The organism is Streptomyces gilvus, from assembly GCF_022513565.1.
In the GTDB taxonomy this organism is placed as follows: domain Bacteria; phylum Actinomycetota; class Actinomycetes; order Streptomycetales; family Streptomycetaceae; genus Streptomyces; species Streptomyces gilvus.
The window spans coordinates 37,185-58,472 of the sequence record NZ_JAKWBE010000016.1; the positions used below are offsets into that span (position 1 = coordinate 37,185).

20 protein-coding genes are annotated in these 21,288 nt (G+C 70.0%); 13 read left to right on the top strand and 7 right to left on the bottom strand.

All coding sequences use genetic code 11. From position 1 onward, the window contains the following. Positions 1-36: 36 nt before the first annotated feature. From dcd to MKW14_RS24160, 4 genes are all read left to right on the top strand, one after another. A complete protein-coding gene (dcd, locus tag MKW14_RS24145) occupies positions 37-612 on the top strand; it encodes a dCTP deaminase (protein ID WP_240865283.1) in 576 nt (191 codons plus the stop codon). Further along, a complete protein-coding gene (locus tag MKW14_RS24150; RefSeq protein WP_240865284.1) occupies positions 609-1,118 on the top strand; it encodes a phosphoribosyltransferase in 510 nt (169 codons plus the stop codon). Before dcd ends, MKW14_RS24150 begins: the two co-directional genes overlap by 4 nt. A gap of 132 nt (positions 1,119-1,250) precedes the next feature. Next, positions 1,251-1,901: a DUF6518 family protein gene (locus MKW14_RS24155; RefSeq protein WP_240865285.1), complete on the top strand. Its 651-nt coding sequence runs from the start codon at positions 1,251-1,253 to the stop codon at positions 1,899-1,901. Between the two features lie 208 nt (positions 1,902-2,109). Next, on the top strand, positions 2,110-2,328 hold the full coding sequence (locus tag MKW14_RS24160; RefSeq protein WP_240865286.1) for a hypothetical protein: 219 nt from the start codon (positions 2,110-2,112) through the stop codon (positions 2,326-2,328). A gap of 20 nt (positions 2,329-2,348) precedes the next feature. Here the strand turns inward: MKW14_RS24160 and MKW14_RS24165 are convergent, their stop codons facing one another. From MKW14_RS24165 to MKW14_RS24175, 3 genes are all read right to left on the bottom strand, one after another. After that, the gene (locus MKW14_RS24165) at positions 2,349-3,320 is read right to left on the bottom strand and encodes a Yip1 family protein (protein WP_240865287.1); all 972 of its coding nucleotides are present in this window, start codon (positions 3,318-3,320) and stop codon (positions 2,349-2,351) included. Between the two features lie 97 nt (positions 3,321-3,417). Continuing rightward, positions 3,418-4,899, bottom strand: a complete 1,482-nt coding sequence (locus tag MKW14_RS24170) for an FG-GAP and VCBS repeat-containing protein (protein ID WP_240865288.1) — start codon at positions 4,897-4,899, stop codon at positions 3,418-3,420. Positions 4,900-5,058: 159 nt separating this feature from the next. After that, on the bottom strand, positions 5,059-6,471 hold the full coding sequence (locus tag MKW14_RS24175) for an FG-GAP and VCBS repeat-containing protein (protein WP_240865289.1): 1,413 nt from the start codon (positions 6,469-6,471) through the stop codon (positions 5,059-5,061). Positions 6,472-6,691: 220 nt separating this feature from the next. Between MKW14_RS24175 and MKW14_RS24180 the strand changes: the two genes are divergently transcribed. The 3 genes from MKW14_RS24180 (at position 6,692) to MKW14_RS24190 (ending at position 8,314) form a co-directional block, all read left to right on the top strand. Continuing rightward, a complete protein-coding gene (locus MKW14_RS24180; protein ID WP_240865290.1) occupies positions 6,692-7,117 on the top strand; it encodes a VOC family protein in 426 nt (141 codons plus the stop codon). Positions 7,118-7,370: 253 nt separating this feature from the next. Further along, a complete protein-coding gene (locus MKW14_RS24185) occupies positions 7,371-7,814 on the top strand; it encodes a hypothetical protein (RefSeq protein WP_240865291.1) in 444 nt (147 codons plus the stop codon). Between the two features lie 173 nt (positions 7,815-7,987). Then, positions 7,988-8,314, top strand: a complete 327-nt coding sequence (locus tag MKW14_RS24190; protein WP_240865292.1) for an antibiotic biosynthesis monooxygenase family protein — start codon at positions 7,988-7,990, stop codon at positions 8,312-8,314. A 73-nt stretch (positions 8,315-8,387) separates the two neighbouring features. Here MKW14_RS24190 and MKW14_RS24195 read toward each other — a convergent pair whose 3' ends face one another. Beyond that, the gene (locus MKW14_RS24195; protein ID WP_240865293.1) at positions 8,388-10,670 is read right to left on the bottom strand and encodes a (Fe-S)-binding protein; all 2,283 of its coding nucleotides are present in this window, start codon (positions 10,668-10,670) and stop codon (positions 8,388-8,390) included. Between the two features lie 226 nt (positions 10,671-10,896). Here MKW14_RS24195 and MKW14_RS24200 point away from each other — a divergent pair, with 226 nt between their 5' ends. The 6 genes from MKW14_RS24200 (at position 10,897) to MKW14_RS24225 (ending at position 17,605) form a co-directional block, all read left to right on the top strand. Continuing rightward, positions 10,897-11,916 (top strand): MraY family glycosyltransferase, encoded by a 1,020-nt coding sequence (locus tag MKW14_RS24200; protein ID WP_240865294.1) that lies wholly within the window; start codon positions 10,897-10,899, stop codon positions 11,914-11,916. Positions 11,917-12,010: 94 nt separating this feature from the next. Then, on the top strand, positions 12,011-13,858 hold the full coding sequence (dnaK, locus tag MKW14_RS24205; protein ID WP_240865295.1) for a molecular chaperone DnaK: 1,848 nt from the start codon (positions 12,011-12,013) through the stop codon (positions 13,856-13,858). Continuing rightward, positions 13,855-14,508: a nucleotide exchange factor GrpE gene (gene grpE / locus MKW14_RS24210; protein ID WP_240865296.1), complete on the top strand. Its 654-nt coding sequence runs from the start codon at positions 13,855-13,857 to the stop codon at positions 14,506-14,508. The genes dnaK and grpE overlap by 4 nt, the downstream gene beginning before the upstream one ends. A 42-nt stretch (positions 14,509-14,550) precedes the next feature. Beyond that, positions 14,551-15,726, top strand: coding sequence for a molecular chaperone DnaJ (dnaJ, locus tag MKW14_RS24215; protein ID WP_240865297.1), 1,176 nt, complete (start codon positions 14,551-14,553; stop codon positions 15,724-15,726). Positions 15,727-15,730: 4 nt separating this feature from the next. Next, the gene (locus tag MKW14_RS24220; RefSeq protein ID WP_240865299.1) at positions 15,731-16,192 is read left to right on the top strand and encodes a heat shock protein transcriptional repressor HspR; all 462 of its coding nucleotides are present in this window, start codon (positions 15,731-15,733) and stop codon (positions 16,190-16,192) included. A gap of 306 nt (positions 16,193-16,498) precedes the next feature. Further along, positions 16,499-17,605 carry a sugar ABC transporter substrate-binding protein gene (locus MKW14_RS24225; protein WP_240865300.1) on the top strand — a complete coding sequence of 369 codons (1,107 nt, stop codon included), beginning with the start codon at positions 16,499-16,501 and terminating at the stop codon, positions 17,603-17,605. A gap of 107 nt (positions 17,606-17,712) precedes the next feature. Here MKW14_RS24225 and MKW14_RS24230 read toward each other — a convergent pair whose 3' ends face one another. The 3 genes from MKW14_RS24230 to MKW14_RS24240 are packed head-to-tail and all read right to left on the bottom strand — an operon-like array spanning position 17,713 to position 21,028. Continuing rightward, the gene (locus MKW14_RS24230; RefSeq protein ID WP_240865301.1) at positions 17,713-18,555 is read right to left on the bottom strand and encodes a transglutaminase family protein; all 843 of its coding nucleotides are present in this window, start codon (positions 18,553-18,555) and stop codon (positions 17,713-17,715) included. A gap of 2 nt (positions 18,556-18,557) precedes the next feature. Beyond that, entirely contained in the window at positions 18,558-19,490 is a 933-nt protein-coding gene (locus MKW14_RS24235) for an alpha-E domain-containing protein (RefSeq protein ID WP_240865302.1), read from the bottom strand. Continuing rightward, positions 19,487-21,028, bottom strand: coding sequence for a circularly permuted type 2 ATP-grasp protein (locus MKW14_RS24240; RefSeq protein WP_240865303.1), 1,542 nt, complete (start codon positions 21,026-21,028; stop codon positions 19,487-19,489). Before MKW14_RS24240 ends, MKW14_RS24235 begins: the two co-directional genes overlap by 4 nt. Positions 21,029-21,288: the final 260 nt, after the last annotated feature.

The window sequence follows — 21,288 nt, forward strand, 5'->3', positions numbered from 1 at the left end:
TGTGGGCCGTCCACGCGCCTTGCGTATCCTCGGGGCGTGCTTCTCTCAGACAAGGACATCCGGGCCGAGATCGACGCCGGGCGAGTGGTGATCGATCCCTACGACGAATCCATGGTGCAGCCGTCGAGTGTCGACGTACGCCTGGACCGGTACTTCCGGGTGTTCGAGAACCACAAGTACCCGCACATCGACCCCTCCGTCGAGCAGGTCGACCTCACCCGGCTCGTGGAGCCGGAGGGCGACGAGCCGTTCATCCTGCACCCGGGCGAGTTCGTCCTGGCCTCGACGTACGAGGTCATCACGCTCCCCAACGACCTCGCCTCCCGCCTGGAGGGCAAGAGCTCCCTCGGCCGGCTCGGACTGGTCACCCACTCCACCGCCGGCTTCATTGACCCCGGCTTCTCCGGTCACGTCACCCTGGAGCTCTCCAACCTCGCGACGCTCCCCATCAAGCTGTGGCCCGGCATGAAGATCGGCCAGCTGTGCATGTTCCGCCTCTCCTCGCCCGCCGAGTTCCCCTACGGCAGCGAGCGCTACGGCTCCCGGTACCAGGGCCAGCGCGGCCCCACCGCCTCCCGGTCCTTCCTCAACTTCCACCGGACGCAGGTATGAGCGCCGAGCGCGAGAACCTCACCTACGAGGCCTTCGGCACGGCCGTCCGCGAGCTCGCGCAGATCATCGCCGACGACGGCTACGAACCCGACCTCGTCCTGAGCATCGCCCGCGGCGGCGTCTTCGTCGCCGGCGGGCTCGCCTACGCCCTGGACTGCAAGAACATCCACCTGGTGAACGTGGAGTTCTACACCGGCGTGGGGACGACGCTCGACATGCCGGTGATGCTGGCGCCCGTCCCGAACGCGATCGACTTCACCGACAAGAAGGTGCTGATCGCCGACGACGTGGCCGACACCGGCAAGACCCTGAAACTGGTCCACGACTTCTGCCTCGACGCCGTCGCCGAGGTCCGCTCCGCCGTCATCTACGAGAAGTCGCAGTCACTGGTGAAGTGCGAGTACGTGTGGAAGCGCACGGACGCCTGGATCAACTTCCCGTGGAGTGTCCTGCCCGTGGTGCGCAAGGCGGGGGAGCCCGTCACCTCGTCGAACGAAGCTCTCTGAGGCGAGCGGGGGCTCGCGGTTCCTGCCTCCGATCCATGCATCTATGCACCGTGACTATACATTGCGAGTATACGAGGTGTGTATAGTGCGCGCTCGTAGGGGCAAGTGCGGTGCGCGAGCGGGGAGGTCGGCATGGCGGCGACTGCGATATCCGACGAGTCGGCGGTACGGAGCGGTGGCCCCGGTGCCTGGGGCGCCGCGACGGCGGTGACGGCCGGCGGGGTGCTGCTGGGTGTGCTCACCAACCTGGCCCAGGGGTGGCTCCCGGGCGCGTGGAACCAGCTCGCCAACTCGGGTGCCGTCTGGTCGGCCGTGGCCTTCGTCGGCGGAGCCCTGCTCGCCGGGCGGGGTACGGTCCGCCTGGCCGCTGCCGGGGGGCTCGGCGCTGAGGCCGGACTCGTCGTGGGGTACTACGGCTACGCCGAGTTCGGGCGGGACGGCATGGGGGACCTGTTCTTCCCGCTCGTCTGGCTCGGCATGGCGTGCGTGGCCGGGCCGCTGTTCGGCGTCGCGGGTCAGTGGTGGCGACGCGGCGGGGGTGTGCGGGTCCGTGTCGCAGGGCTGGCCGCGTTCGCCGGCCTCTTCGGGATGGAGGGGGTGACGGCCGCCTGGGACCTTCACCACGCGTCGCAGGCCTGGGCCTGCTTCGCCGCCTTCGCCCTGGTCCCGCTCCTCATGGCCCGCACGCACCGCGAGCGCGCTTTCACCCTGGCGGCGGCCGTGCCCTGCGCGCTCGTCGCCTACGCGATCGTGGCCCTGCCTCTTCAGGCGGTGTCCGCCTAGCCTCCGGCCCCGGCCCCGGCTTCGGCGCGCGGTGCTCTCGCTCGGCCTCGCAACACGTACCCCTGTATCGAATGAGTACAGGGGTACGTGTTTGAATCGAACATGTGAGCGATAATTCGCCGAGGGGTGCAGCCGAGGGAAATGGCGAAGGGAGCCTTGCATGACAGGCCGGAGTGCGGGGCCGTACATACCGGATGATCCTGAAGGCATGTCCGGACCGATTCGCGTGATCGTGCATCCGCCGTCACCCACCGGTGGCCGGCGTGTCCGCGTGGACGGGGAGATCCTCGGGCTGGCCCACAGCCTGGTCGACCTGGCGGAGTTCCTCCGCCGTGCCGGTCTGGAGATCGACCCGGCGGAGGCAGCCGAGTCGCCGTGGATCGACTGGCGGGGGGTGGGCCCGGAGCGCTGGGATCCGGAAGCCTGACAACCCCCGCCGAGCCGTTGCTAGAACGTCCCCAGCTTCACGATCGACAGCAGGGCGATCAGCTGGATCGCGCTCGCGCCCAGGGCCTTCGGCCAGGGCAGGTCGTGGGAGCGGCTGACCATCATGGTCAGCAGGGCGCCGGCCGCGACCCAGGTCGCCCAGCCCAGGGCCTGCACGAATGTCGCGTCGCCGCCGAAGAACATGGCGAAGACCAGACGGGGCGCGTCCGTGAGGGACATGATCAGCATGGAGAGGCCGACCGTGGGCTGCCAGGCCCCGTCGCCGCCCAGCTGACGGGCCAGCGTGTGGGTCACCACGCCCAGCACGAACGCGGAGATCACCATCGCCACGGCGGTCGTCAGGACGATCGGTACCGCGTTGGAGAGGGTCGCGTTGATCGCGTCCGACCGGGCGCCGTCGAAGCCGAAGACCGCGAGCAGGCCGTAGAGGAACGTCACGACGAGGGCCGGGCCCCACATCGTGTAGTCGCGCATCTGGAGAAAGGTCTGGCCCGGGGCGAGGACGATCCCCCTCAGCAGGTCCTTCCAGTGCAGCCGGGGACCGATCGGTCCGGCCGGCGCCGAGCCCGCGCGATAGGTCTCGCCCTGGTTGTACGGGTCCTCGCCGACCGAGAACGACTGGGTGTGGCCCGGGTTGTCGGCCGCGTACGGGTCGGGGCCGCCCTGCGGGGCGTAGCCGCCGTCACCGAAGTACTCCGGTTCGTCCCGGCCGCCGTAACCACCTCCGTACTGCCCCTGCCCCTGCTGCCCCTGTCCCGGGTACGGCTGCGGGGCGGGCGGATAGCCGTACGACGGCCCCTGCGGCGCCTGCTGTCCGTACGGGGGTTGTTGCGGTCGCGTTTGCGGAGCGCCGTTGTTCCGGGCGCCGCGTCCGATCCTGAATCCAGCCACGCCTTCGAACGTACCCGCTCCCGCAGAGTGACGTGCCGGGCCCGGCGGTTCGGGCCCGGCTTTGCTGCCGAGCTGTGACATCCCCTAAGGGGGAGGTAAAGGCGCCCCCTAGGGACCCCTGGCGAGCCCCTGGGGAGATCCGGAGGGGGCGGGACGGCCGGTCCCGGGCCGGTGCGGGTCAGTCGGCGAACAGGGCGCCGAACTGCGGGTTTCCGGTGGTGGAGACGCCGGACGCGCTCGCGGAGATGGCGCGGGAGCCGGTCGTGGTGATCTTCGTGCCGTTGGAGGGCAGGTAGGTGACGGCTCCGTCGCCGCCGTTCTCGTACGAGCCCACCACCAGGTCGGCCTTGCCGTCGCCGGTGACGTCGTCGAGCTTGACGTCGGCGCCGAACAGGTCGCTCTTCTCGTCCTCACCGGGGACGCCGGGCGTGCTCTGGGCGATGTTCTGCATGCCCGACGTGGTGTTGAGACCGGCTGCGGAGCCGTACAGGACGGTGACCGTACCGGTGTTGGTGACGCCGTTCAGGTCCTCGTTGGGGGAGCTGACGACCAGGTCCTGGAAGCCGTCGCCGTTGACGTCGCCGAGGTCGAGGTCCCAGCCGAAGCCGTCGCCGGTCTCCGAGGCGCCGGGGACGTTGCCGGTGTCCTGGGTGAGGCCGCTGGTGCGGCCCGGGCCGGACGCGGAGCCGTAGGTGATGTTCACCTTGCCGCCCTTGGCGGAGTCCGGGATCGTGGTGCCGTCGCTCGCCGTGGCGTCCCAGGAGGCGCCGCTGACGATGTCGCCGTAGCCGTCGCCGTTGATGTCGCCGATGCCGGTGACGATGCCGGTCTTCAGGGTCTTGACGCCCGAGACGCTCAGGCCGCTCGCGGTGCCGGGGATCCAGTAGTTGGTGTTCCAGCCCCGGGAGGTCCTCGTCTCGAAGCCGTCGACGATCAGGTCGGTGCGGCCGTCGCCGTTGACGTCGCCCGCGGTCAGGTGCATCGGGCCGTACGGCGAGCCGTTGCTGCCGGACTGGATCGGCGGCTTGATGGTGTAACGGCCGCCCGGGGTACCGCTGGTGGTGAAGCCGCCCTTGTAGACGTAGAGGACGTTGGAGGAACTGCCGACGGCCAGGTCGGCCTTGCCGTCGCCGTCGAAGTCGCCGGCCGCCAGGTTCGCGCCCCAGAGGTCGTGGGAGGAGGGGGCCGGGTCGGGGACGTTGATGCTCTTGCCGGTGAGGCCGCTTCGGGAGCCCAGCAGGATGACCAGGGAGCCGCCGTCCGTGTCGGTGCCGACCTTCTCGTGCGGGGAGCCGACGGCGAGGTCGTCGTAGCCGTCGTGGTTGAAGTCGGCGTACGCCAGCGCCCCGCCGAACTCGTCGCCGGCCTCGGCGGCGCCTGGGACGCCGGTGGTGTTCTGGCTGATCGTGGTGCGCTTGGCGGAGGAGACGCCGGTGGCGCTGCCGTAGAGCGCGACGACCTGCCCGGCGTTCTTGTGGCCGCTGACGTACGCGGTGTACGCGGAGGTGGCGATGTCGCCGATCCCGTCGCCGTTGAAGTCGGCCTGCCGGACGTGGACGGAGTCGGCGGCGGTCGCGGTGGCGGCCGTGACGGTGACCAGCCCGCCCGTCAGCGCGACGGCGGTGGCCGTCGCGAGGGCGAGTCTGAGGGGCTTGTGCATGTGGATTCCTTCGGAAGGGGGGGCGGTCCGGGAGGACCGGCCAGGGTGTGCCGGATGTGGCTGACGGGGTGTTCGCCGACGAGGCTTCGGACCAGTCGGTCAGTCGGCGAGTCGGCCAGTCGGTCAGTAGGTCAGTCAGTCGTTCGGTCGTTCGGTCGGTCAGTCGGCGAGTGCGGCGCCGAAGTTGGGGCGGTTGCCCAGGCCCAGGTCCCTGGCCGTGAGCGCGGTCGAGCCGGTGCCCGTAGGGCCGGTGGCGGTGCCGGGGAAGAAGTGCAGCCGGCCGATCTCCGGTGCGGCGCCGACCAGTTCGGCGCGGCCGTCGCGGTTGTAGTCGCGCAGCAGGACCGAGGCGCCGAACCAGGAGTCGTTCTCGTCGGTGGGGCGCTGGACACCGGGTGTCGCGTAGTCGTACTGGCGGGACCCCACGCCGGTGAGGCCCGACCGTCCGCCGCGCAGGACGGTGACGGCGCCGGCCCGCCAGAATTCGCGGCCCAGCGTCTCCGTCGGGACGCCGACCGCGAGGTCCGGGTAGCCGTCCCCGTCGGTGTCGCCGGCCGAGACGTCGTACCCGAAGTAGTCGTTCGCCTCGCGGACGCCGGGCACGCCCGCGGTGTCCTGGCTGAGCGAGGTCACCCTGGTGCTGAATCCCGTCGACGTCCCCTTGAGGAGCTGGACCGCGCCGCCCTTGCCGGAGCGGGAGACGCCGACGGCCAGGTCGCCGTAGCCGTTGCGGTCGAAGTCGGCGATCACCGCGCTCGAACCGACGAGGTCGGAGGAGGCGGGCAGGCCGTACTTCTTGGGCGGCCGGACGGGGCCGGAGCCGCTGCCCCGGTAGAACCAGACCCGGTTGGACCCGGTGTCCCAGTCGTAGCCGACGACCGCGAAGTCGGCGGTGCCGTCCTTGGTGACCTTGCCGGAGACGACCAGTTCGGGGCTGATGTTCTCGCCGTCGACGGGGTCGAGGTTGGTCGCGCGGCCCCGGGAGCCGGACTGGGTGAACGGGCCGCGCAGGAACCAGACGTAGGTGTCCCCGACGGCGACCACGTCCGTCCTGCCGTCGGCGTCGAAGTCGCCCACCGCGATGTCCTTGGCGAACCGGTCGTCGCCCCCCATGGTGAACGAACTGCCCTTGCTCAGACCCGACTTGGAGCCCCACAGGACGGTGAACATGCCCCGCCGGGAACCCGCGTCCTCGCCGGGCGCGGTGACGACGACGTCCGCGTGGCCGTCCTTGTCGAGATCGGCGGTGGTGACCTTGGCGCCGAAGCCGTCCCCGGCCTCGGCCGCGCCCTCGACGCCGGGGCTGTCCTGCGTGTAGACGGTGTGCCTGGCCGGGTCCAGCCCCCTGGCCGTGCCCCACACCACCACGACCGCGCCCGCGTCCTTCTTCCCGCCGACCGTGGCGGTGCGGTCGCCGACGACGAGATCGCGGTAGCCGTCCCCGTTGAAGTCGTCGGCGTACTTCGCGGCCGCGGTCGCCGCGGTCGCCGGGGCCGCCACGGTGAGCGGCGTCAGGGCCGCGGCGAGCAGGGTGGCGGCCAGCAGGCCGACGCCAGGGGTACGGCTGGGCAAGAAGGGCTCCAAGAGTCGCGATGATCCCCGGATCGCGCCGGGACCGCACGGTGTCGCGATGAGGAGACCACCGGTGAGGCGTAAGGGTTGTACGGGAGTTGGGTAAGTCCGTGTGGTGCTGGTGGGTTGGCTGGATCCCGCCTCAGGGCTCGCGGCGCAGCTGCCTGACCGCCTGCCTGTTCACCAGGCCGGTGTCGGTGCGGGGCGGCACAGTGGAGACATGGACACAGACGGACGGATGTTCCTGGCCCGGGGGAAGGTGGCCACCCGGCTGCCCGCGCAGGATCTGGACCGGGCCCGGCGCTTCTACGCCGAGGTGCTCGGGCTCGAGCCCGTGGACGAGCGGCCCGGCGGGCTGCTGTACCGGTGCGGGGGAGTGGACTTCGTGCTCTTCCGGTCGACGGGGGCCTCGCCCGGCACGTTCACGCAGATGGCCTGGGAGGTGGCGGACATCGAGGTGGCGGTCGCCGAACTCCGGCGGCGCGGAGTGGAGTTCGAGGAGGTGGACGTACCCGGGCTGCGGACCGTGGGCGGAATCGCCGAGGTCGAGGGGAACTACTCGAGCAAGGGCTACCGCGGCGAACGCGGCGCCTGGTTCCACGACAGCGAGGGCAACCTGCTGGCGATCGGGGAGCCGGTGGTCTGAGCGGGGTGTCTCACCCGAGAGGGGTGATTCGCGCCGGCTCGGGGATCGGGAGTCTGGGGATGGCGGGCGTCGCGCCATCCGGGTGAAGTGCGTCGGCGCAGCCCCGTGCGGCGTGCGGTCACCGGCCGGGCGTCCTTGACTGGGAGTCGGTGACCACCGGTCCAGCAGGGGAGAAGACATGGCAGGGCGTCCGAGGACGAGAAGCATCCGGTGTGGTGCGAGCGCGCTGCTGTTGGCCTGTGCCGTGGCCGGCATGAGCGGTTGCTCCGACAGTTCGGGGACGGCGTCGACCGGTCGCAGCAAGGCGGCCTCCATCGCCTCGTCCGTCGCCTCCGCCGTGCCGTCGCTGGCCTCGCAGGGCGCTTCCGCGCTGGCTTCGGCCTCGGCCGAGGCCAGACGGCGCCTGGAGGACGTGAAGAACGGGATCGACGCCAAGGACGAGGTACACCTGGGCACTCCGGCCACGGACGCCGACGGGCGGAGCACCGTGGCGGTGAGTGCGCACAACAGCGCGGACACGGCGAAGTCGTTCCTGGCCCAGATCGACTTCCGCGACCAGGCAGGCAACCTCCTGGACACCACTGTGGTGACGCTCAACGACGTCGGAGCGGGAAAGGACGCCAAGGCCACCGCTCACAGCAACCGCAAGCTGTCCGGTTCCATCCGAACCGAGGTCGCCAGGGCCCTGCGTTACTAGCTCTTTACTAGCTCGGCAAGGCGCAGGGCAGGCGTTTCCCGTTCAGCTGCTCGCCTCACCGGAGGTCCGTACCCATCTCGGTGGTTTTCGGCCGTTGCTGGGGTGCTGAGCAGTGGCTCGGTGTGCGGTCGGTGCTCACGCCGTCCTGATCGGGTCTGCGGCAGGATGAGGGCATGAGCGTCGTCAAGATCAACGTACTGTCCGTGCCGGCCGAGCAGCGGGAGGTGCTGGAGAAGCGGTTCGCTTCGCGGGCCCATGCTGTGGAGGGGTCCGACGGGTTCGAGTGGTTCGAGTTGCTGCGGCCGGTCGAGGGGACCGATCAGTACCTCGTGTACACGCGGTGGCGGGACGAGGAGTCGTTCCAGGCCTGGATGGAGGGGTCGATGAAGTCCGCGCACCAGGGCGGCTCCGAGGGTGAGGAGCGGCCGAAGCCCGCTGCCTCCGGGGCGACCCTGTGGTCGTTCGACGTGGTGCAGTCCGCGGGCCCGAAGGGCGAGTAGCGAGCAGGCATGGAAAAGCAGCGGCCCCCTGGCTCGTACGAGACAGGGGGCGCCCGGCGTGTTCGTGCCCTGGCTACTTCACCGGCTCCGGCTCCGGCGCGGTCTCCGGCGTTTCCTCGCCCGCCGGGTCGGCCGGGGTCTTGACGGAGTCCAGCAGGAGCTGGGCCACGTCGACGACCTGGATGGACTCCTTGGCCTTGCCTTCGTTCTTCTTGCCGTTGACCGAGTCGGTCAGCATGACCAGGCAGAAGGGGCAGGCCGTGGAGACGATGTCCGGGTTGAGGGAGAGGGCCTCGTCGACGCGCTCGTTGTTGATGCGCTTGCCGATCCGCTCCTCCATCCACATCCGCGCACCACCGGCGCCGCAGCAGAAGCCGCGCTCCTTGTGGCGGTGCATCTCCTCGTTCCTGAGGCCCGGGACGTTCGCGATGATCTCGCGCGGAGGGGTGTAGATCTTGTTGTGGCGGCCCAGGTAGCAGGGGTCGTGGTAGGTGATGATGCCCTCGACCGGTGTGACCGGGACCAGCTTGCCCTCGTCGACGAGGTGCTGGAGCAGCTGGGTGTGGTGGATGACCTCGTAGTCGCCGCCGAGCTGCGGGTACTCGTTGCCGATCGTGTTCAGGCAGTGCGGGCAGGTGGCGACGATCTTCTTCGCGGACTTCGGCTTGGCGGACTCGGGGGCCACCTTGCCGTCGTCGTCCAGCTCCTCGCCGAACGCCATGTTCAGCGCCATCACGTTCTCCATGCCGAGCTCCTGGAACAGGGGCTCGTTGCCCAGGCGGCGGGCGGAGTCACCGGTGCACTTCTCGTCGCCGCCCATGATCGCGAACTTGACGCCCGCGATGTGGAGGAGTTCGGCGAAGGCCTTCGTGGTCTTCTTGGCGCGGTCCTCCAGGGAGCCGGCGCAGCCGACCCAGTAAAGGTATTCGACCTCGGTGAGGTCCTCGATGTCCTGGCCGACGACCGGGATCTCGAAGTCGACCTCCTTGAGCCACTCCAGGCGCTGCTTCTTGGCCAGCCCCCAGGGGTTGCCCTTCTTCTCCAGGTTCTTGAGCATCGTGCCCGCCTCGGAGGGGAAGGCCGATTCGATCATCACCTGGTAGCGGCGCATGTCGACGATGTGGTCGATGTGCTCGATGTCCACCGGACACTGCTCGACGCAGGCGCCGCAGGTGGTGCAGGACCACAGGACGTCCGGGTCGATGACGCCGTTGTCCTCCACGGACCCCACGAGAGGCCGCTCGGCCTCCGCGAGAGCCGCCGCCGGGACGTCCTTCAGCTGCTCCTCGGACGCCTTCTCCTCGCCCTCCATGGACTTGCCGCCACCCGCGAGCAGGTAGGGCGCCTTGGCGTGCGCGTGGTCGCGCAGGGACATGATCAGGAGCTTGGGGGACAGGGGCTTGCCCGTGTTCCAGGCGGGGCACTGCGACTGGCAGCGGCCGCACTCGGTGCAGGTGGAGAAGTCCAGCAGGCCCTTCCAGGAGAACTGCTCGACCTGGGAGACGCCGAAGACGTCGTCGTCACCGGGGTCGGTGAAGTCGATCGGCTTGCCGCCGCTCGTCATCGGCAGCAGCGCGCCCAGCGAGGTCTCGCCCTTGGCGTTGCGCTTGAACCAGATGTTCGGGAAGGCGAGGAAGCGGTGCCAGGCGATGCCCATGTCGGTCATGAGGGAGACCGTGATCATCCAGACGAAGGACGTCCCGATCTTGATCATCGCCGTGAGGTAGATCAGGTTCTGCAGCGTGGAGACGCTCAGGCCCTTGAACGCGAGCACCAGCGGGTACGAGGCGAAGTAGGCGGCCTCGTAGTGGTGCACGCCGGCGAGCGCGCCCTCCAGGCCCCGCAGCGTCATGATCGCGAGGCCGATGATCAGGATGACCGACTCGACGAAGTAGGCCTGGCCGAAGTTGGAGCCCGCGAACCGTGACTTGCGTCCGGGCCGCCGCGGGTGGCTCAGCTGCCGGATGACGATCAGGGTGAGGATGCCCAGGGACGTCATGGTGCCGATGAACTCGACGAACAGCTCGTACGGCAGCCAGTGCCCGATGACCGGCAGCACCCAGTCGGCCTGGAAGAGCTGGCCGAAGGCGTTGACCAGGGTGAGCACCAGGGAGAAGAAGCCGACCGCGACGAACCAGTGGGCGACGCCGACCACTCCCCAGCGGTTCATCCGGGTGTGGCCGAGGAACTCCCGGATCACCGTGGCGGTGCGGGCGGTCCAGTCGTCGGTGCGGGTTCCCGCGGGGACGTCCTGGCCGAGGCGTACGAAGCGGTAGATCTGAGCGATGGCACGGCCGAACAGCGCCACGCCGACCACGGCGAGTACCAGCGACACGATGATCGCGGCGAGTTGCATTTCGGGGCTCCTCGGGCCTGCGAGGTGTTCTGCGGGGTCTCTCTGCGGATTCCCCGAGATTACTGATCGGTAACTTATGCAGTCCGTCTGAGACTACCCATATTCTCCGCCGCACTGTAGTCAGCGGTGCGGTGATCTGCGTCGCTGAGGGTGACCTCAAAAGGTCCCACAGGATCCGATCGTGTTATTCGTACCAAATTGCTACATTCGCCCCTAACTTAGACCCGTGCTCTATGGGATCGCCGCCGCCACCACCGCCCTCCTCCTCGCCGCCGTGCTCAGCGCGCTGCTGCGGGTCCCCGCCCTGCGTCTCGGGGTGGTCGACCGGCGGCGGCAAAGGCCCCTGCCGCTGTTCGGGGGGGTCGCGGTCGTCCTCGCGACCTGCCTGGTCGCGGTCGGAGGGGACCGGTTCGGGGTGACACGGCTCGGCGGCGACGTGGGCCGGCTGGTCGTCGCCGGGGCCGTCGTCGCCGCGCTCGGGCTGGTCGCGGACGTACGGCGGGTCAAGGTGCGGGTGCTGGTCGTCGGTACGGCGGTGGCGGCGGCCTGTGTGGTGCCGTACGACGAGACCGGGCTGCCGGTGGGCCTGCTGGCCGTGGGATGGATCACCTTCGTCGCCCTCGCCTTCCGGGCGCTCGACCACGCCGACGCGCTCGCGGGCACCGTCGGGGTGGTCACCGCCTTCGGGGTGGGCGCCTGTGCGGCGGCCGAGGTGATGGACGGACTCGCCGTGCTGCTCAGTGTGCTGGCGGCCGCGCTGACCGGGTTCCTGATGCACAACTGGCATCCCGCGCGCGTGGGGCTCGGCTCGTGCGGCTCGCTGTTCACGGGGTTCGTGCTGGCCGCGGCCGCCGTGTCCACCCGGGCCGGCTACGGGCTCGCCCCGAGCGCGGGCGTGCTGTTCGCGCTGACCGCCGTCGCCAGTGCCGACGTACTCCTCGTGGTGCTGGGGCGGCTGCTGGGCGGGCGGCCGGTGCTGCGGCGCGGGCCGGACCATCTCGCGCACCGGCTGCGGCGGACGGGGCTGACCGGTCCCGGGGTGACCGTGCTGCTCGGGCTCGGGGCGTTCGCGGGGGTGCTCGTCGGGGTGCTCGTGCATCTGGGGTGGATCGCGGACTCGGGCGTGTTCTGGGTGGGGGGAGGGGCGTTGTGCGTGGTGCTCGTACTCCTTCGGATCCCTGGTCGTCCCCCTAGGGGTTCCGCGTCCACGCAGGTCAGAGGCCAGTTGCGTGTAAGGAACGGATAAGAGTTGAGTCCGGGTGACTCAGGTCTGTTGACCCAATCGCCGACGTCGTGCACACTTGAGTCCGTTGCACTCAAGTCAGCTGGAGGAACCAACCATGGCACGTGCGGTCGGCATCGACCTGGGCACGACTAACTCCGTCGTCAGCGTTCTGGAGGGCGGCGAGCCCACCGTCATCACCAACGCCGAGGGCGCCAGGACCACGCCGTCCGTCGTCGCCTTCGCGAAGAACGGTGAGGTGCTCGTCGGCGAGGTGGCCAAGCGTCAGGCGGTCACCAACGTGGACCGGACCATCCGGTCCGTGAAGCGCCACATGGGCACCGACTGGAAGATGGAGCTCGACGGGAAGCCCTTCAACCCGCAGCAGATCTCCGCCTTCATCCTGCAGAAGCTGAAGCGCGACGCCGAGTCCTACCTGGGCGAGAAGGTGACCGACGCGGTCATCACCGTCCCGGCGTACTTCAACGACTCCGAGCGCCAGGCGACCAAGGAGGCCGGCGAGATCGCGGGCCTGAACGTCCTGCGCATCGTGAACGAGCCCACCGCGGCCGCGCTCGCCTACGGCCTCGACAAGGACGACCAGACGATCCTCGTCTTCGACCTCGGTGGCGGCACCTTCGACGTGTCCCTCCTGGAGATCGGCGACGGCGTCGTCGAGGTGAAGGCCACCAACGGTGACAACCACCTCGGTGGTGACGACTGGGACCAGCGCGTCGTCGACTACCTGGTGCAGCAGTTCAAGTCCGGTCACGGCGTGGACCTCGCCAAGGACAAGATGGCGCTGCAGCGTCTGCGCGAGGCCGCCGAGAAGGCCAAGATCGAGCTGTCCTCGTCCACCGAGACCTCGATCAACCTGCCCTACATCACGGCCTCCGCCGAGGGCCCGCTGCACCTGGACGAGAAGCTCACCCGCGCCCAGTTCCAGCAGCTGACGGCCGACCTGCTGGAGCGCTGCAAGACGCCGTTCCACAACGTCATCAAGGACGCCGGCATCTCCATCAACGAGATCGACCACGTCGTCCTGGTCGGCGGCTCCACCCGTATGCCCGCCGTCGCCGAGCTCGTCAAGGAGCTGACCGGCGGCAAGGAGGCCAACAAGGGCGTCAACCCGGACGAGGTCGTCGCCATCGGCGCCTCGCTCCAGGCCGGTGTCCTCAAGGGCGAGGTCAAGGACGTCCTGCTGCTCGACGTCACCCCGCTGTCCCTCGGCATCGAGACCAAGGGCGGCATCATGACCAAGCTCATCGAGCGCAACACCACGATCCCGACCAAGCGCTCCGAGATCTTCACCACGGCCGAGGACAACCAGCCGTCCGTGCAGATCCAGGTCTACCAGGGCGAGCGCGAGATCGCGGCGTACAACAAGAAGCTCGGGATGTTCGAGCTGACCGGTCTGCCGCCGGCGCCGCGCGGCGTCCCGCAGATCGAGGTGTCCTTCGACATCGACGCCAACGGCATCATGCACGTGACCGCCAAGGACCTGGGCACGGGCAAGGAGCAGAAGATGACCGTCACCGGCGGCTCCTCGCTGCCGAAGGACGAGGTCGACCGGATGCGCCAGGAGGCCGAGCAGTACGCGGAGGAGGACCACCGCCGCCGCGAGGCCGCCGAGACCCGCAACCAGGGCGAGCAGCTCGTCTACCAGACGGAGAAGTTCCTCAAGGACAACGAGGACAAGGTCCCCGGCGAGATCAAGACCGAGGTCGAGGCCTCGATCGAGGAGCTCAAGGCCGCGCTCAAGGGCGAGGACACCGCCGAGATCCGCACCGCCACCGAGAAGGTCGCGGCCGTCTCGCAGAAGCTCGGCCAGGCCATGTACGCCGACGCCCAGGCCGCCCAGGCCGCCGGTGGCGCGTCCGCCGGCGCGGACGACGCCCCGAAGGCCGACGACGACGTGGTCGACGCCGAGATCGTGGACGACGAGCGCAAGGACGGTGCCGCGTGACGGAGGAGACCCCGGGCTTCGAGGAGAAGCCCGACGTCCCCTCCGGCGCCACCTCTGACGACGCCGAGCCGAAGGCCGCCGCCTCCGAGGGGGCGGCCCCGGCCGGGGACGCAGCGCAGATCGCCGGTCTGACGGCCCAGCTGGACCAGGTGCGCAAGGCGCTCGAGGAGCGCACGGCGGACCTCCAGCGGCTGCAGGCCGAGTTCCAGAACTACCGCCGCCGCGTGGAGCGGGACCGGATCACGGTCAAGGAGATCGCCATCGCGAACCTCCTGACCGAGCTCCTGCCCGTGCTCGACGACATCGGCCGCGCGCGGGAGCACGGCGAACTCGTCGGCGGATTCAAGTCCGTCGCGGAGTCGCTGGAGACCGTCGCGGCGAAGATGGGTCTGCAGCAGTTCGGCAAGGAGGGCGAGCCCTTCGACCCGACCATCCACGAGGCCCTGATGCACTCCTACGCTCCGGACGTCACCGAGACGACCTGCGTGGCGATCCTGCAGCCCGGGTATCGCATCGGCGAGCGCACCATCCGCCCCGCGCGGGTGGCGGTCGCCGAACCGCAGCCGGGCGCGCAGACCGTGAAGGCCGAGGGGGCCGAGGAGGCCCCGGCGGCCGAGGAGAAGAAGGACGACGGCCCTGAGGAGGGCTGACGTAGGTACCGATCGGAACACCGGAAAGGGGGCGCGTCGGGGTTGAGCACCAAGGACTTCATCGAGAAGGACTACTACAAGGTCCTCGGCGTCCCCAAGGACGCCACCGAGGCCGAGATCAAGAAGGCGTACCGGAAGCTCGCCCGCGAGTTCCACCCGGACGCCAACAAGGGCAACGCCAAGGCCGAGGAGCGCTTCAAGGAGATCTCCGAGGCGAACGACGTCCTCGGCGACCCCAAGAAGCGCAAGGAGTACGACGAGGCCCGCACCCTCTTCGGCAACGGCGGCTTCCGCCCGGGGCCGGGCGCGGGCGGCGGGTCCTTCAACTTCGACCTGGGCGACCTCTTCGGAGGCGGCGCCCAGGGCGGGGGCTCCGGCGGTTTCGGCGGCGGGCTCGGTGACGTCTTCGGGGGCCTGTTCAACCGCGGCGGGACGGGCACCACCCGGACCCAGCCGCGGCGCGGCCAGGACATCGACACCGAGGTCAGCCTCAGCTTCACCGAGGCGATCGAGGGGGCGACGGTCCCGCTGCGGATGTCCTCGCAGGCACCGTGCAAGGCCTGTTCGGGCACCGGCGACGCGAACGGCAACCCGCGGGTGTGCCCGACGTGCGTCGGCACCGGCCAGGTCGCCCGGGGCTCCGGCGGCGGGTTCTCCCTCACCGACCCCTGCCCCGACTGCAAGGGCCGCGGCCTGATCGCGGAGAACCCCTGCGAGGTCTGCAAGGGCTCGGGGCGTGCCAAGTCCTCGCGCACCATGCAGGTCCGCATCCCGGCCGGCGTCTCCGACGGGCAGCGCATCCGGCTGCGCGGCAAGGGGGCGCCCGGTGAGCGGGGCGGCCCCGCGGGCGACCTGTACGTCACGGTCCATGTCTCCGGGCACCCCGTCTTCGGCCGCAAGGGCGACAACCTGACGGTGACCGTCCCGGTGACGTTCGCCGAGGCCGCTCTCGGCGGTGAGGTCCGGGTGCCGACCCTGGGCGGGCCGCCGGTCACCCTGAAGCTGCCGCCGGGCACGCCCAACGGCCGCACCATGCGCGCCCGGGGCAAGGGCGCGGTCCGCAAGGACGGCACCCGCGGGGACCTGCTGGTCACCGTCGAGGTGAGTGTCCCCAAGGACGTGACGGGGAAGGCTCGTGACGCACTCGAGGCGTATCGCGAGGCGACCGCGGGCGAGGACCCGCGGGCGGAGTTGTTCCAGGCCGCGAAGGGAGCATGACGAGATGGACGGCCGTCGGCGCGGTGACAATTTTCGTGGGCCGTATGAACTGACCGAGGAGACCCCGGTCTACGTCATCTCGGTGGCGGCCCAGCTGTCCGGTCTGCACCCGCAGACCCTGCGTCAGTACGACCGCCTGGGGCTGGTCTCCCCGGACCGCACCGCGGGCAGGGGCCGGCGCTACTCGGCCCGCGACATCGAACTGCTGCGCCAGGTGCAGCAGTTGTCGCAGGACGAGGGCGTCAACCTGGCCGGCATCAAGCGCATCATCGAACTGGAGAACCAGGTCGCCGCGCTCCAGCAGCGCGTCGCCGAGCTCCAGGCGGCCGTCGACGGCGCGGCGGCGGCGATGCAGCAGCGCGAGGCGGCGGTGCACGCGTCGTACCGGCGTGACCTGGTGCCGTATCAGGAGGTGCAGCAGACCAGCGCGCTGGTGGTCTGGCGCCCCAAGAAGCCCAAGGACTAGACAACCGGCCCTGGCGACGGCCCGTTTTCGAAGAGACCCCGGAATGGCCGATTCCGGGGTCTCTTCGTGTGAGGACAGGTGAGGGCGCGGTGATCGTCGAGGTGCTTGATGGAGGGTCCGTAAAGGTCCATTGGCGAAGGTTGTGCCAGGTCTTCACAACACAAGCGGAGCGTGGCGTTGCGCACTCGTTAAGTAGTTCCGCTTGACGCCCGGGGTGGGTGCCGCGTTGGCTTTTCAGTCATCCGGTCGCATTGAGGCGCCCGTGTCCCGAAAGCATCAGAAGTGAGCAGGCCAGTGAGCAGTTCCATGCGTCGTATCGCCATATCCGTGGCCGCGTCCACGCTGTCCCTCTCGCTGGCGGGCTGCAGCATGCTGGGTGTGTCGGGCAGCAGCGCCTCGGCGAGGCCCACGAAGGGCGACGACGTCACGGTCGGTCTGCTGCTGCCGGAGACGGCCAACACGCGCTACGAGAACTTCGACTACCCCATCGTCAAGAAGCAGGTCGCCTCCCTCACGAGGAACCAGGGCAAGGTCGACTACGCCAACGCCGGGCAGGACGCGAAGAAGCAGGCGTCCCAGATGCAGAAGATGATCGACGACAAGGTCGACATCATCCTGCTGGACGCCGTCGACTCGCACGCCATCGCCGGCGAGGTGAAGAAGGCCAAGGACGCGGGCATCCCGGTCATCGCCTACGACCGCCTCGCCGAGGGCCCGATCGACGCGTACATCTCCTTCGACAACGAGCTGGTCGGCGAGGTCCAGGCGCGTTCCCTGCTGGAGGCCCTCGGCAGTCAGGCCGACACCTCCGACAAGGTCGTCATGATGAACGGCTCCTCCACCGACCCCAACGCCAAGCAGTTCAAGGCGGGCGCGCTGTCCGAGCTGGGCGGCAAGGTGACCATCTCCGACTCCTTCGACACCGTCGACTGGAAGCCGGAGAACGCCCAGGCCAACATGACCAAGGCGATCGAGAAGATCGGCAAGAACAACATCGCGGCCGTCTACTCCGCCAACGACGGCATGGCCGGCGGCATCGTCAAGGCCCTGGAGAACGCGGGCGTCACCAAGCTGCCCCCGATCACCGGGCAGGACGCGGAACTCACGGCCGTGCAGCGGATCGTCTCCGACGAGCAGTACATGACCGTCTACAAGTCCTACCCGGACGAGGCCGCGGCCGCCGCGCAGATGGCCGTCGCCAAGGTCCAGGGCCACGACATCCAGTTCGACGCCCTCACCCAGGACAGCGTGGACAGCCCCACCAACAAGGACATCCCGGCGCAACTGCTCACCGTGACCGCGGTGACGAGGAAGAACATCAAGTCGACGGTCGTCGCGGACGGCTTCTACAAGATCTCCGACATCTGCACCGCCGAGTACAAGGCGAAGTGCGCGGCCATCGGCCTGAAGTGACGTGATGTGACGTTATGTCACGAGATGTCACGAGATGTCACGAGATGGGACGAGATGGGACGTGGAGGGCCGGGGTCGGATGACGGAACCGGCCCTCCCGGCCGTTCTCACGCCACCCGGGTGAACTCCACCGTCACCTCCGGCCGTCCGCCCGCCACGCCCCGGTAGACGCCCTTGTGCGGGGTGACGTCGTCGTAGTCCCGGCCGCGGGCCACGACCACGTGGGACTCGTCGGCGCGGACCCGGTTGGTGGGGTCGTGCCCGCACCACTCGCCCGCCCAGTACTCGATCCAGGCGTGGCTCTGCCCCGCGACGGGCCGGTGCAGTTCGGCCTCCCGCTCGGGGTGGAGGTAGCCGGAGACATAGCGCGAGGGCAGGCCGACGCCCCGCAGCAGGGCGATGGTGAGGTGGGTGATGTCCTGGCAGACGCCCGCGCCCTGCTCCCAGGCCTGGGCCGGGGAGGTGTTCACGCTGGTGGCGCCGGGCAGGTAGGAGACCCGGTCGGCGACCAGGGCGGAGACCGCGAGCGCCGTCTCGTGCGGGTCGAGTCCTGCCGCGGCCTTCCGTGCCTTCTTCACCAGCTTGGCGGGGACCGTCGTACGGCCCGTCGGGGTCGCGTACTCAAGGAGGCGGGAGCCGGCGATCCGTTCGGCCACCTCCGACCACGCGGGCGGCCGGGGCAGCGGGGCCGGCGGGGAGGTCTCGACCAGGCTGGAGGCCGTGATGGTGAGGTGGCCGTGCGGGTCCATCAGATCGAAGCCGGTGACCTGGGTGCCCCAGTAGTCCCAGTACGACCAGGTGGGTGTCGTCGGGCTGACGGTGACCCGGGCGTCCAGCGTGGTCTGGCCGGGCAGCGTCAGCGGGGTCATGCGGACCTCGTTGTGCGAGGAGGCCGCGGGCTGGGCGTACGAGACGCGGGTGATGTGCCTGATGCGGAGCCGGCGGGTCATGCTCACGCTCCTTCCTGGGCCCACTCGACGGGCCCCGGGTAGGGGAAGAACCGCTCGGCCACCGCGTCCGCGGACGCCATGCAGGCCTGCTGCAGGTCCCCGAGCAGGTCCGGCAGCTGGTCCTCGAGGGCGTGGGTGTCCAGGTATTCGAGGCGGGTGCGCAGCCGGCCGATGGGGCGGCGCGCGGGGTCCTGGCGGGGCCGGCCGAGGGCGGTGAGGCACTCCTCGGCCGTGGTCAGCGCGTGCAGCGCCGAGCGCGGGAAGTCGCGGTCCAGGAGCAGGAACTCCGCCACGCGCGGGGTGTCGCCGAAACCGCCGTACACGCGCGCGTACGCCTCGTCGGCGCCGGACGCGCTCAGCAGGGTCGGCCAGTCGGGCGCGTGCGCCGCGTCCAGCACCCGTACGGACAGCAGCCGTACGGTCATGTCCACCCGCTCCAGGCTCCGGCCCAGCACGACGAACCGCCAGCTGTCGTCCCGGCTCATGGTGGAGTCGGCCAGCCCGAAGAAGAGGGCGGCCCGGCTGCGCACGAGCTCCAGATAGGCGTAGGGGCCGGTGCGGCGGGCCGCCGTCCGCTGGTCGGCCAGCGCGTGCCAGGTGGAGTTCAGGCACTCCCACATCTCCGAGGAGACGGCCTCGCGGGCGCTGCGCGCGTTGAGCCGGGCGGCGCCCAGCGCCCCCTCGATGGAGCCCGTGGAACGGGCGTCGAAGGCCAGCTGGTCCAGGACCTGCTGCATGTCCACGCGTGTGCCGCCCGCGTCCATGCCGAGGATCGCGTACAGCGACCGGCAGGCCGCGTCCTCGTCGCGCCAGGGGTCCTCCAGCATGCGGTGCAGATAGGCGTCGAGGATGCGGCCGGTGGCGTCGGCCCGCTCGACGTAACGCCCGGTCCAGGTCAGGGACTCGGCTATCCGGGAGAGGATCACGTCGTTCACTGCTGCGCCCCTTCCTGTACGACCGCCCGGGTGCCGTCGGGGCCGAGCCGGCGCGGGGCGACGGCGGGGATCGCGGGGTCCGGCTCGGGCGCGGGCTGCTCGGCGGGGCCCTCCGCCAGCACCCAGGTGTCCTTGGAGCCGCCGCCCTGGCTGGAGTTGACGATCAGGTTGCCCTCCTGGAGGGCGACGCGGGTGAGCCCGCCGGGCAGCACCCACACCTCGCTGCCGTCGTTCACGGCGAACGGACGCAGGTCGATGTGGCGCGGCGCCATACGCTCTCCGGCCAGGGTGGGGGAGGTGGACAGGGCGACCGGCCGCTGCGCGATGAAGCCGCGCGGGTCGGCGGCGACGGCTTTGCGAGTGCGTTCCAGGGTCTCGCGGTCGGCCTTCGGTCCGATGACGATGCCCTGCCCGCCCGCGCCGTCGACCGGTTTGATCACCAGCTGCTCGATCTGGTCGAGCACCGCCTCCAACTGTCCTGGTTCATCGGGCCGGTAGGACTCCACATTGGGAAGAACCGGTTCCTCGGAGAGGTAGTAGCGGATGAGGTCCGGGACGTAGGTGTAGAGCAGTTTGTCGTCGGCGATCCCGTTGCCCACGGCGTTCGCGAGTGTGACGTTGCCCGCCATCGCGGCGCCCATGATGCCGGGGCAGCCGATCACCGAGTCGGGCCGGAAGTGCAGCGGGTCGAGGAAGTCGTCGTCCAGGCGCCGGTATACGACGTGGACCGGGACCTCCCCGCGCGTCGTACGCATCCACACCCGGTTGGCCCGGCACACCAGGTCGTGCCCCTCGACCAGCTGCACGCCCATCAGCCGTGCCAGCAGGGCGTGTTCGAAGTAGGCGGCGTTGCTGGGCCCGGGGGTCAGCACCACCACCCTCGGGTCCCGCACCCCGTCGGGCGCGGCGGCGCGCAGGGCCGCGAGCAGCCGGTGGCAGTACCCGTCGACCGGCAGCACGTGCTGTTCGGCGAAGAGGGAGGGGAAGATCCGGGTCATGGCCCTGCGGTTCTCGATGACGTACGACACCCCGCTGGGCACCCGCACGTTGTCCTCCAGCACCCGGAAGTCCCCGGCCTCGTCCCGCACCAGATCGATTCCGGCCACATGGATGCGCACCCCGCCCGGGGGCTCGACCCCGTGCGCGGCGCGGTGGAAGTGCGGGGAGTTGAGCAGCAGCCGCCAGGGCACGACACCGTCCTCGAAGGCACGGCAGGGCCCGTAGGCGTCGGCCAGATAGGCCTCCAGGGCCCGGACCCGCTGGCTCACCCCGCGTTGTATGAGATCCCATTCCAGCGCGTCGAGGATCCTGGGCACGAGGTCCAGCGGCCAGGGCCGCTCCTCGCCCGCGAAGGCGTACGTGACGCCCCGGTCGGTGAACGCCCGGGCCATCTGGTCCGCCCGGAAGCGCAGTTCACTCGGTTCGATCGGCTGAAGTGCGGCCAGCACCGGCTCATAGGCGGTCCTGACCTCACCCGGCCGTTCGAACATCTCGTCCCATGCGTCGGCCAACGCGTATGCGTCGAATATGTCCGCCATGAGGGGACGTTAGATGCGGTTCGTAACACGGTGATCTCTGCGGCATTTCCGGGAGCTTGCGCGGAAGGACCGGCTCCGCCGCTGCCCCGGTGTGGCCGGTCCGCACCCCCTCAGCTTGTTGCAACCGGGCGGGCGGCGGGCCGGTAATAGCCGGGCACACAGGCGCATTTCGACGCCCGTGGCGTCCGGAGCCGTGTTGCGGAGCCGGGAGTGTCCGCGCATAGTTGCGCTGCGGAACACGCCGGATGCGGGGGTGAAAT

Coding starts and splice junctions, on each gene's coding strand:
- MKW14_RS24150 (WP_240865284.1), top strand. CDS start 609: ATGAGCGCCGAGCGCGAGAACCTCACCTACGAGGCCTTCGGCACGGCC.
- MKW14_RS24155 (WP_240865285.1), top strand. CDS start 1,251: ATGGCGGCGACTGCGATATCCGACGAGTCGGCGGTACGGAGCGGTGGC.
- MKW14_RS24160 (WP_240865286.1), top strand. CDS start 2,110: ATGTCCGGACCGATTCGCGTGATCGTGCATCCGCCGTCACCCACCGGT.
- MKW14_RS24165 (WP_240865287.1), bottom strand. CDS start 3,320: ATGTCACAGCTCGGCAGCAAAGCCGGGCCCGAACCGCCGGGCCCGGCA.
- MKW14_RS24170 (WP_240865288.1), bottom strand. CDS start 4,899: ATGCACAAGCCCCTCAGACTCGCCCTCGCGACGGCCACCGCCGTCGCG.
- MKW14_RS24180 (WP_240865290.1), top strand. CDS start 6,692: ATGGACACAGACGGACGGATGTTCCTGGCCCGGGGGAAGGTGGCCACC.
- MKW14_RS24185 (WP_240865291.1), top strand. CDS start 7,371: ATGAGCGGTTGCTCCGACAGTTCGGGGACGGCGTCGACCGGTCGCAGC.
- MKW14_RS24190 (WP_240865292.1), top strand. CDS start 7,988: ATGAGCGTCGTCAAGATCAACGTACTGTCCGTGCCGGCCGAGCAGCGG.
- MKW14_RS24195 (WP_240865293.1), bottom strand. CDS start 10,670: ATGCAACTCGCCGCGATCATCGTGTCGCTGGTACTCGCCGTGGTCGGC.
- dnaK (WP_240865295.1), top strand. CDS start 12,011: ATGGCACGTGCGGTCGGCATCGACCTGGGCACGACTAACTCCGTCGTC.
- MKW14_RS24220 (WP_240865299.1), top strand. CDS start 15,731: ATGGACGGCCGTCGGCGCGGTGACAATTTTCGTGGGCCGTATGAACTG.
- MKW14_RS24225 (WP_240865300.1), top strand. CDS start 16,499: ATGCGTCGTATCGCCATATCCGTGGCCGCGTCCACGCTGTCCCTCTCG.
- MKW14_RS24230 (WP_240865301.1), bottom strand. CDS start 18,555: ATGACCCGCCGGCTCCGCATCAGGCACATCACCCGCGTCTCGTACGCC.
- MKW14_RS24240 (WP_240865303.1), bottom strand. CDS start 21,028: ATGGCGGACATATTCGACGCATACGCGTTGGCCGACGCATGGGACGAG.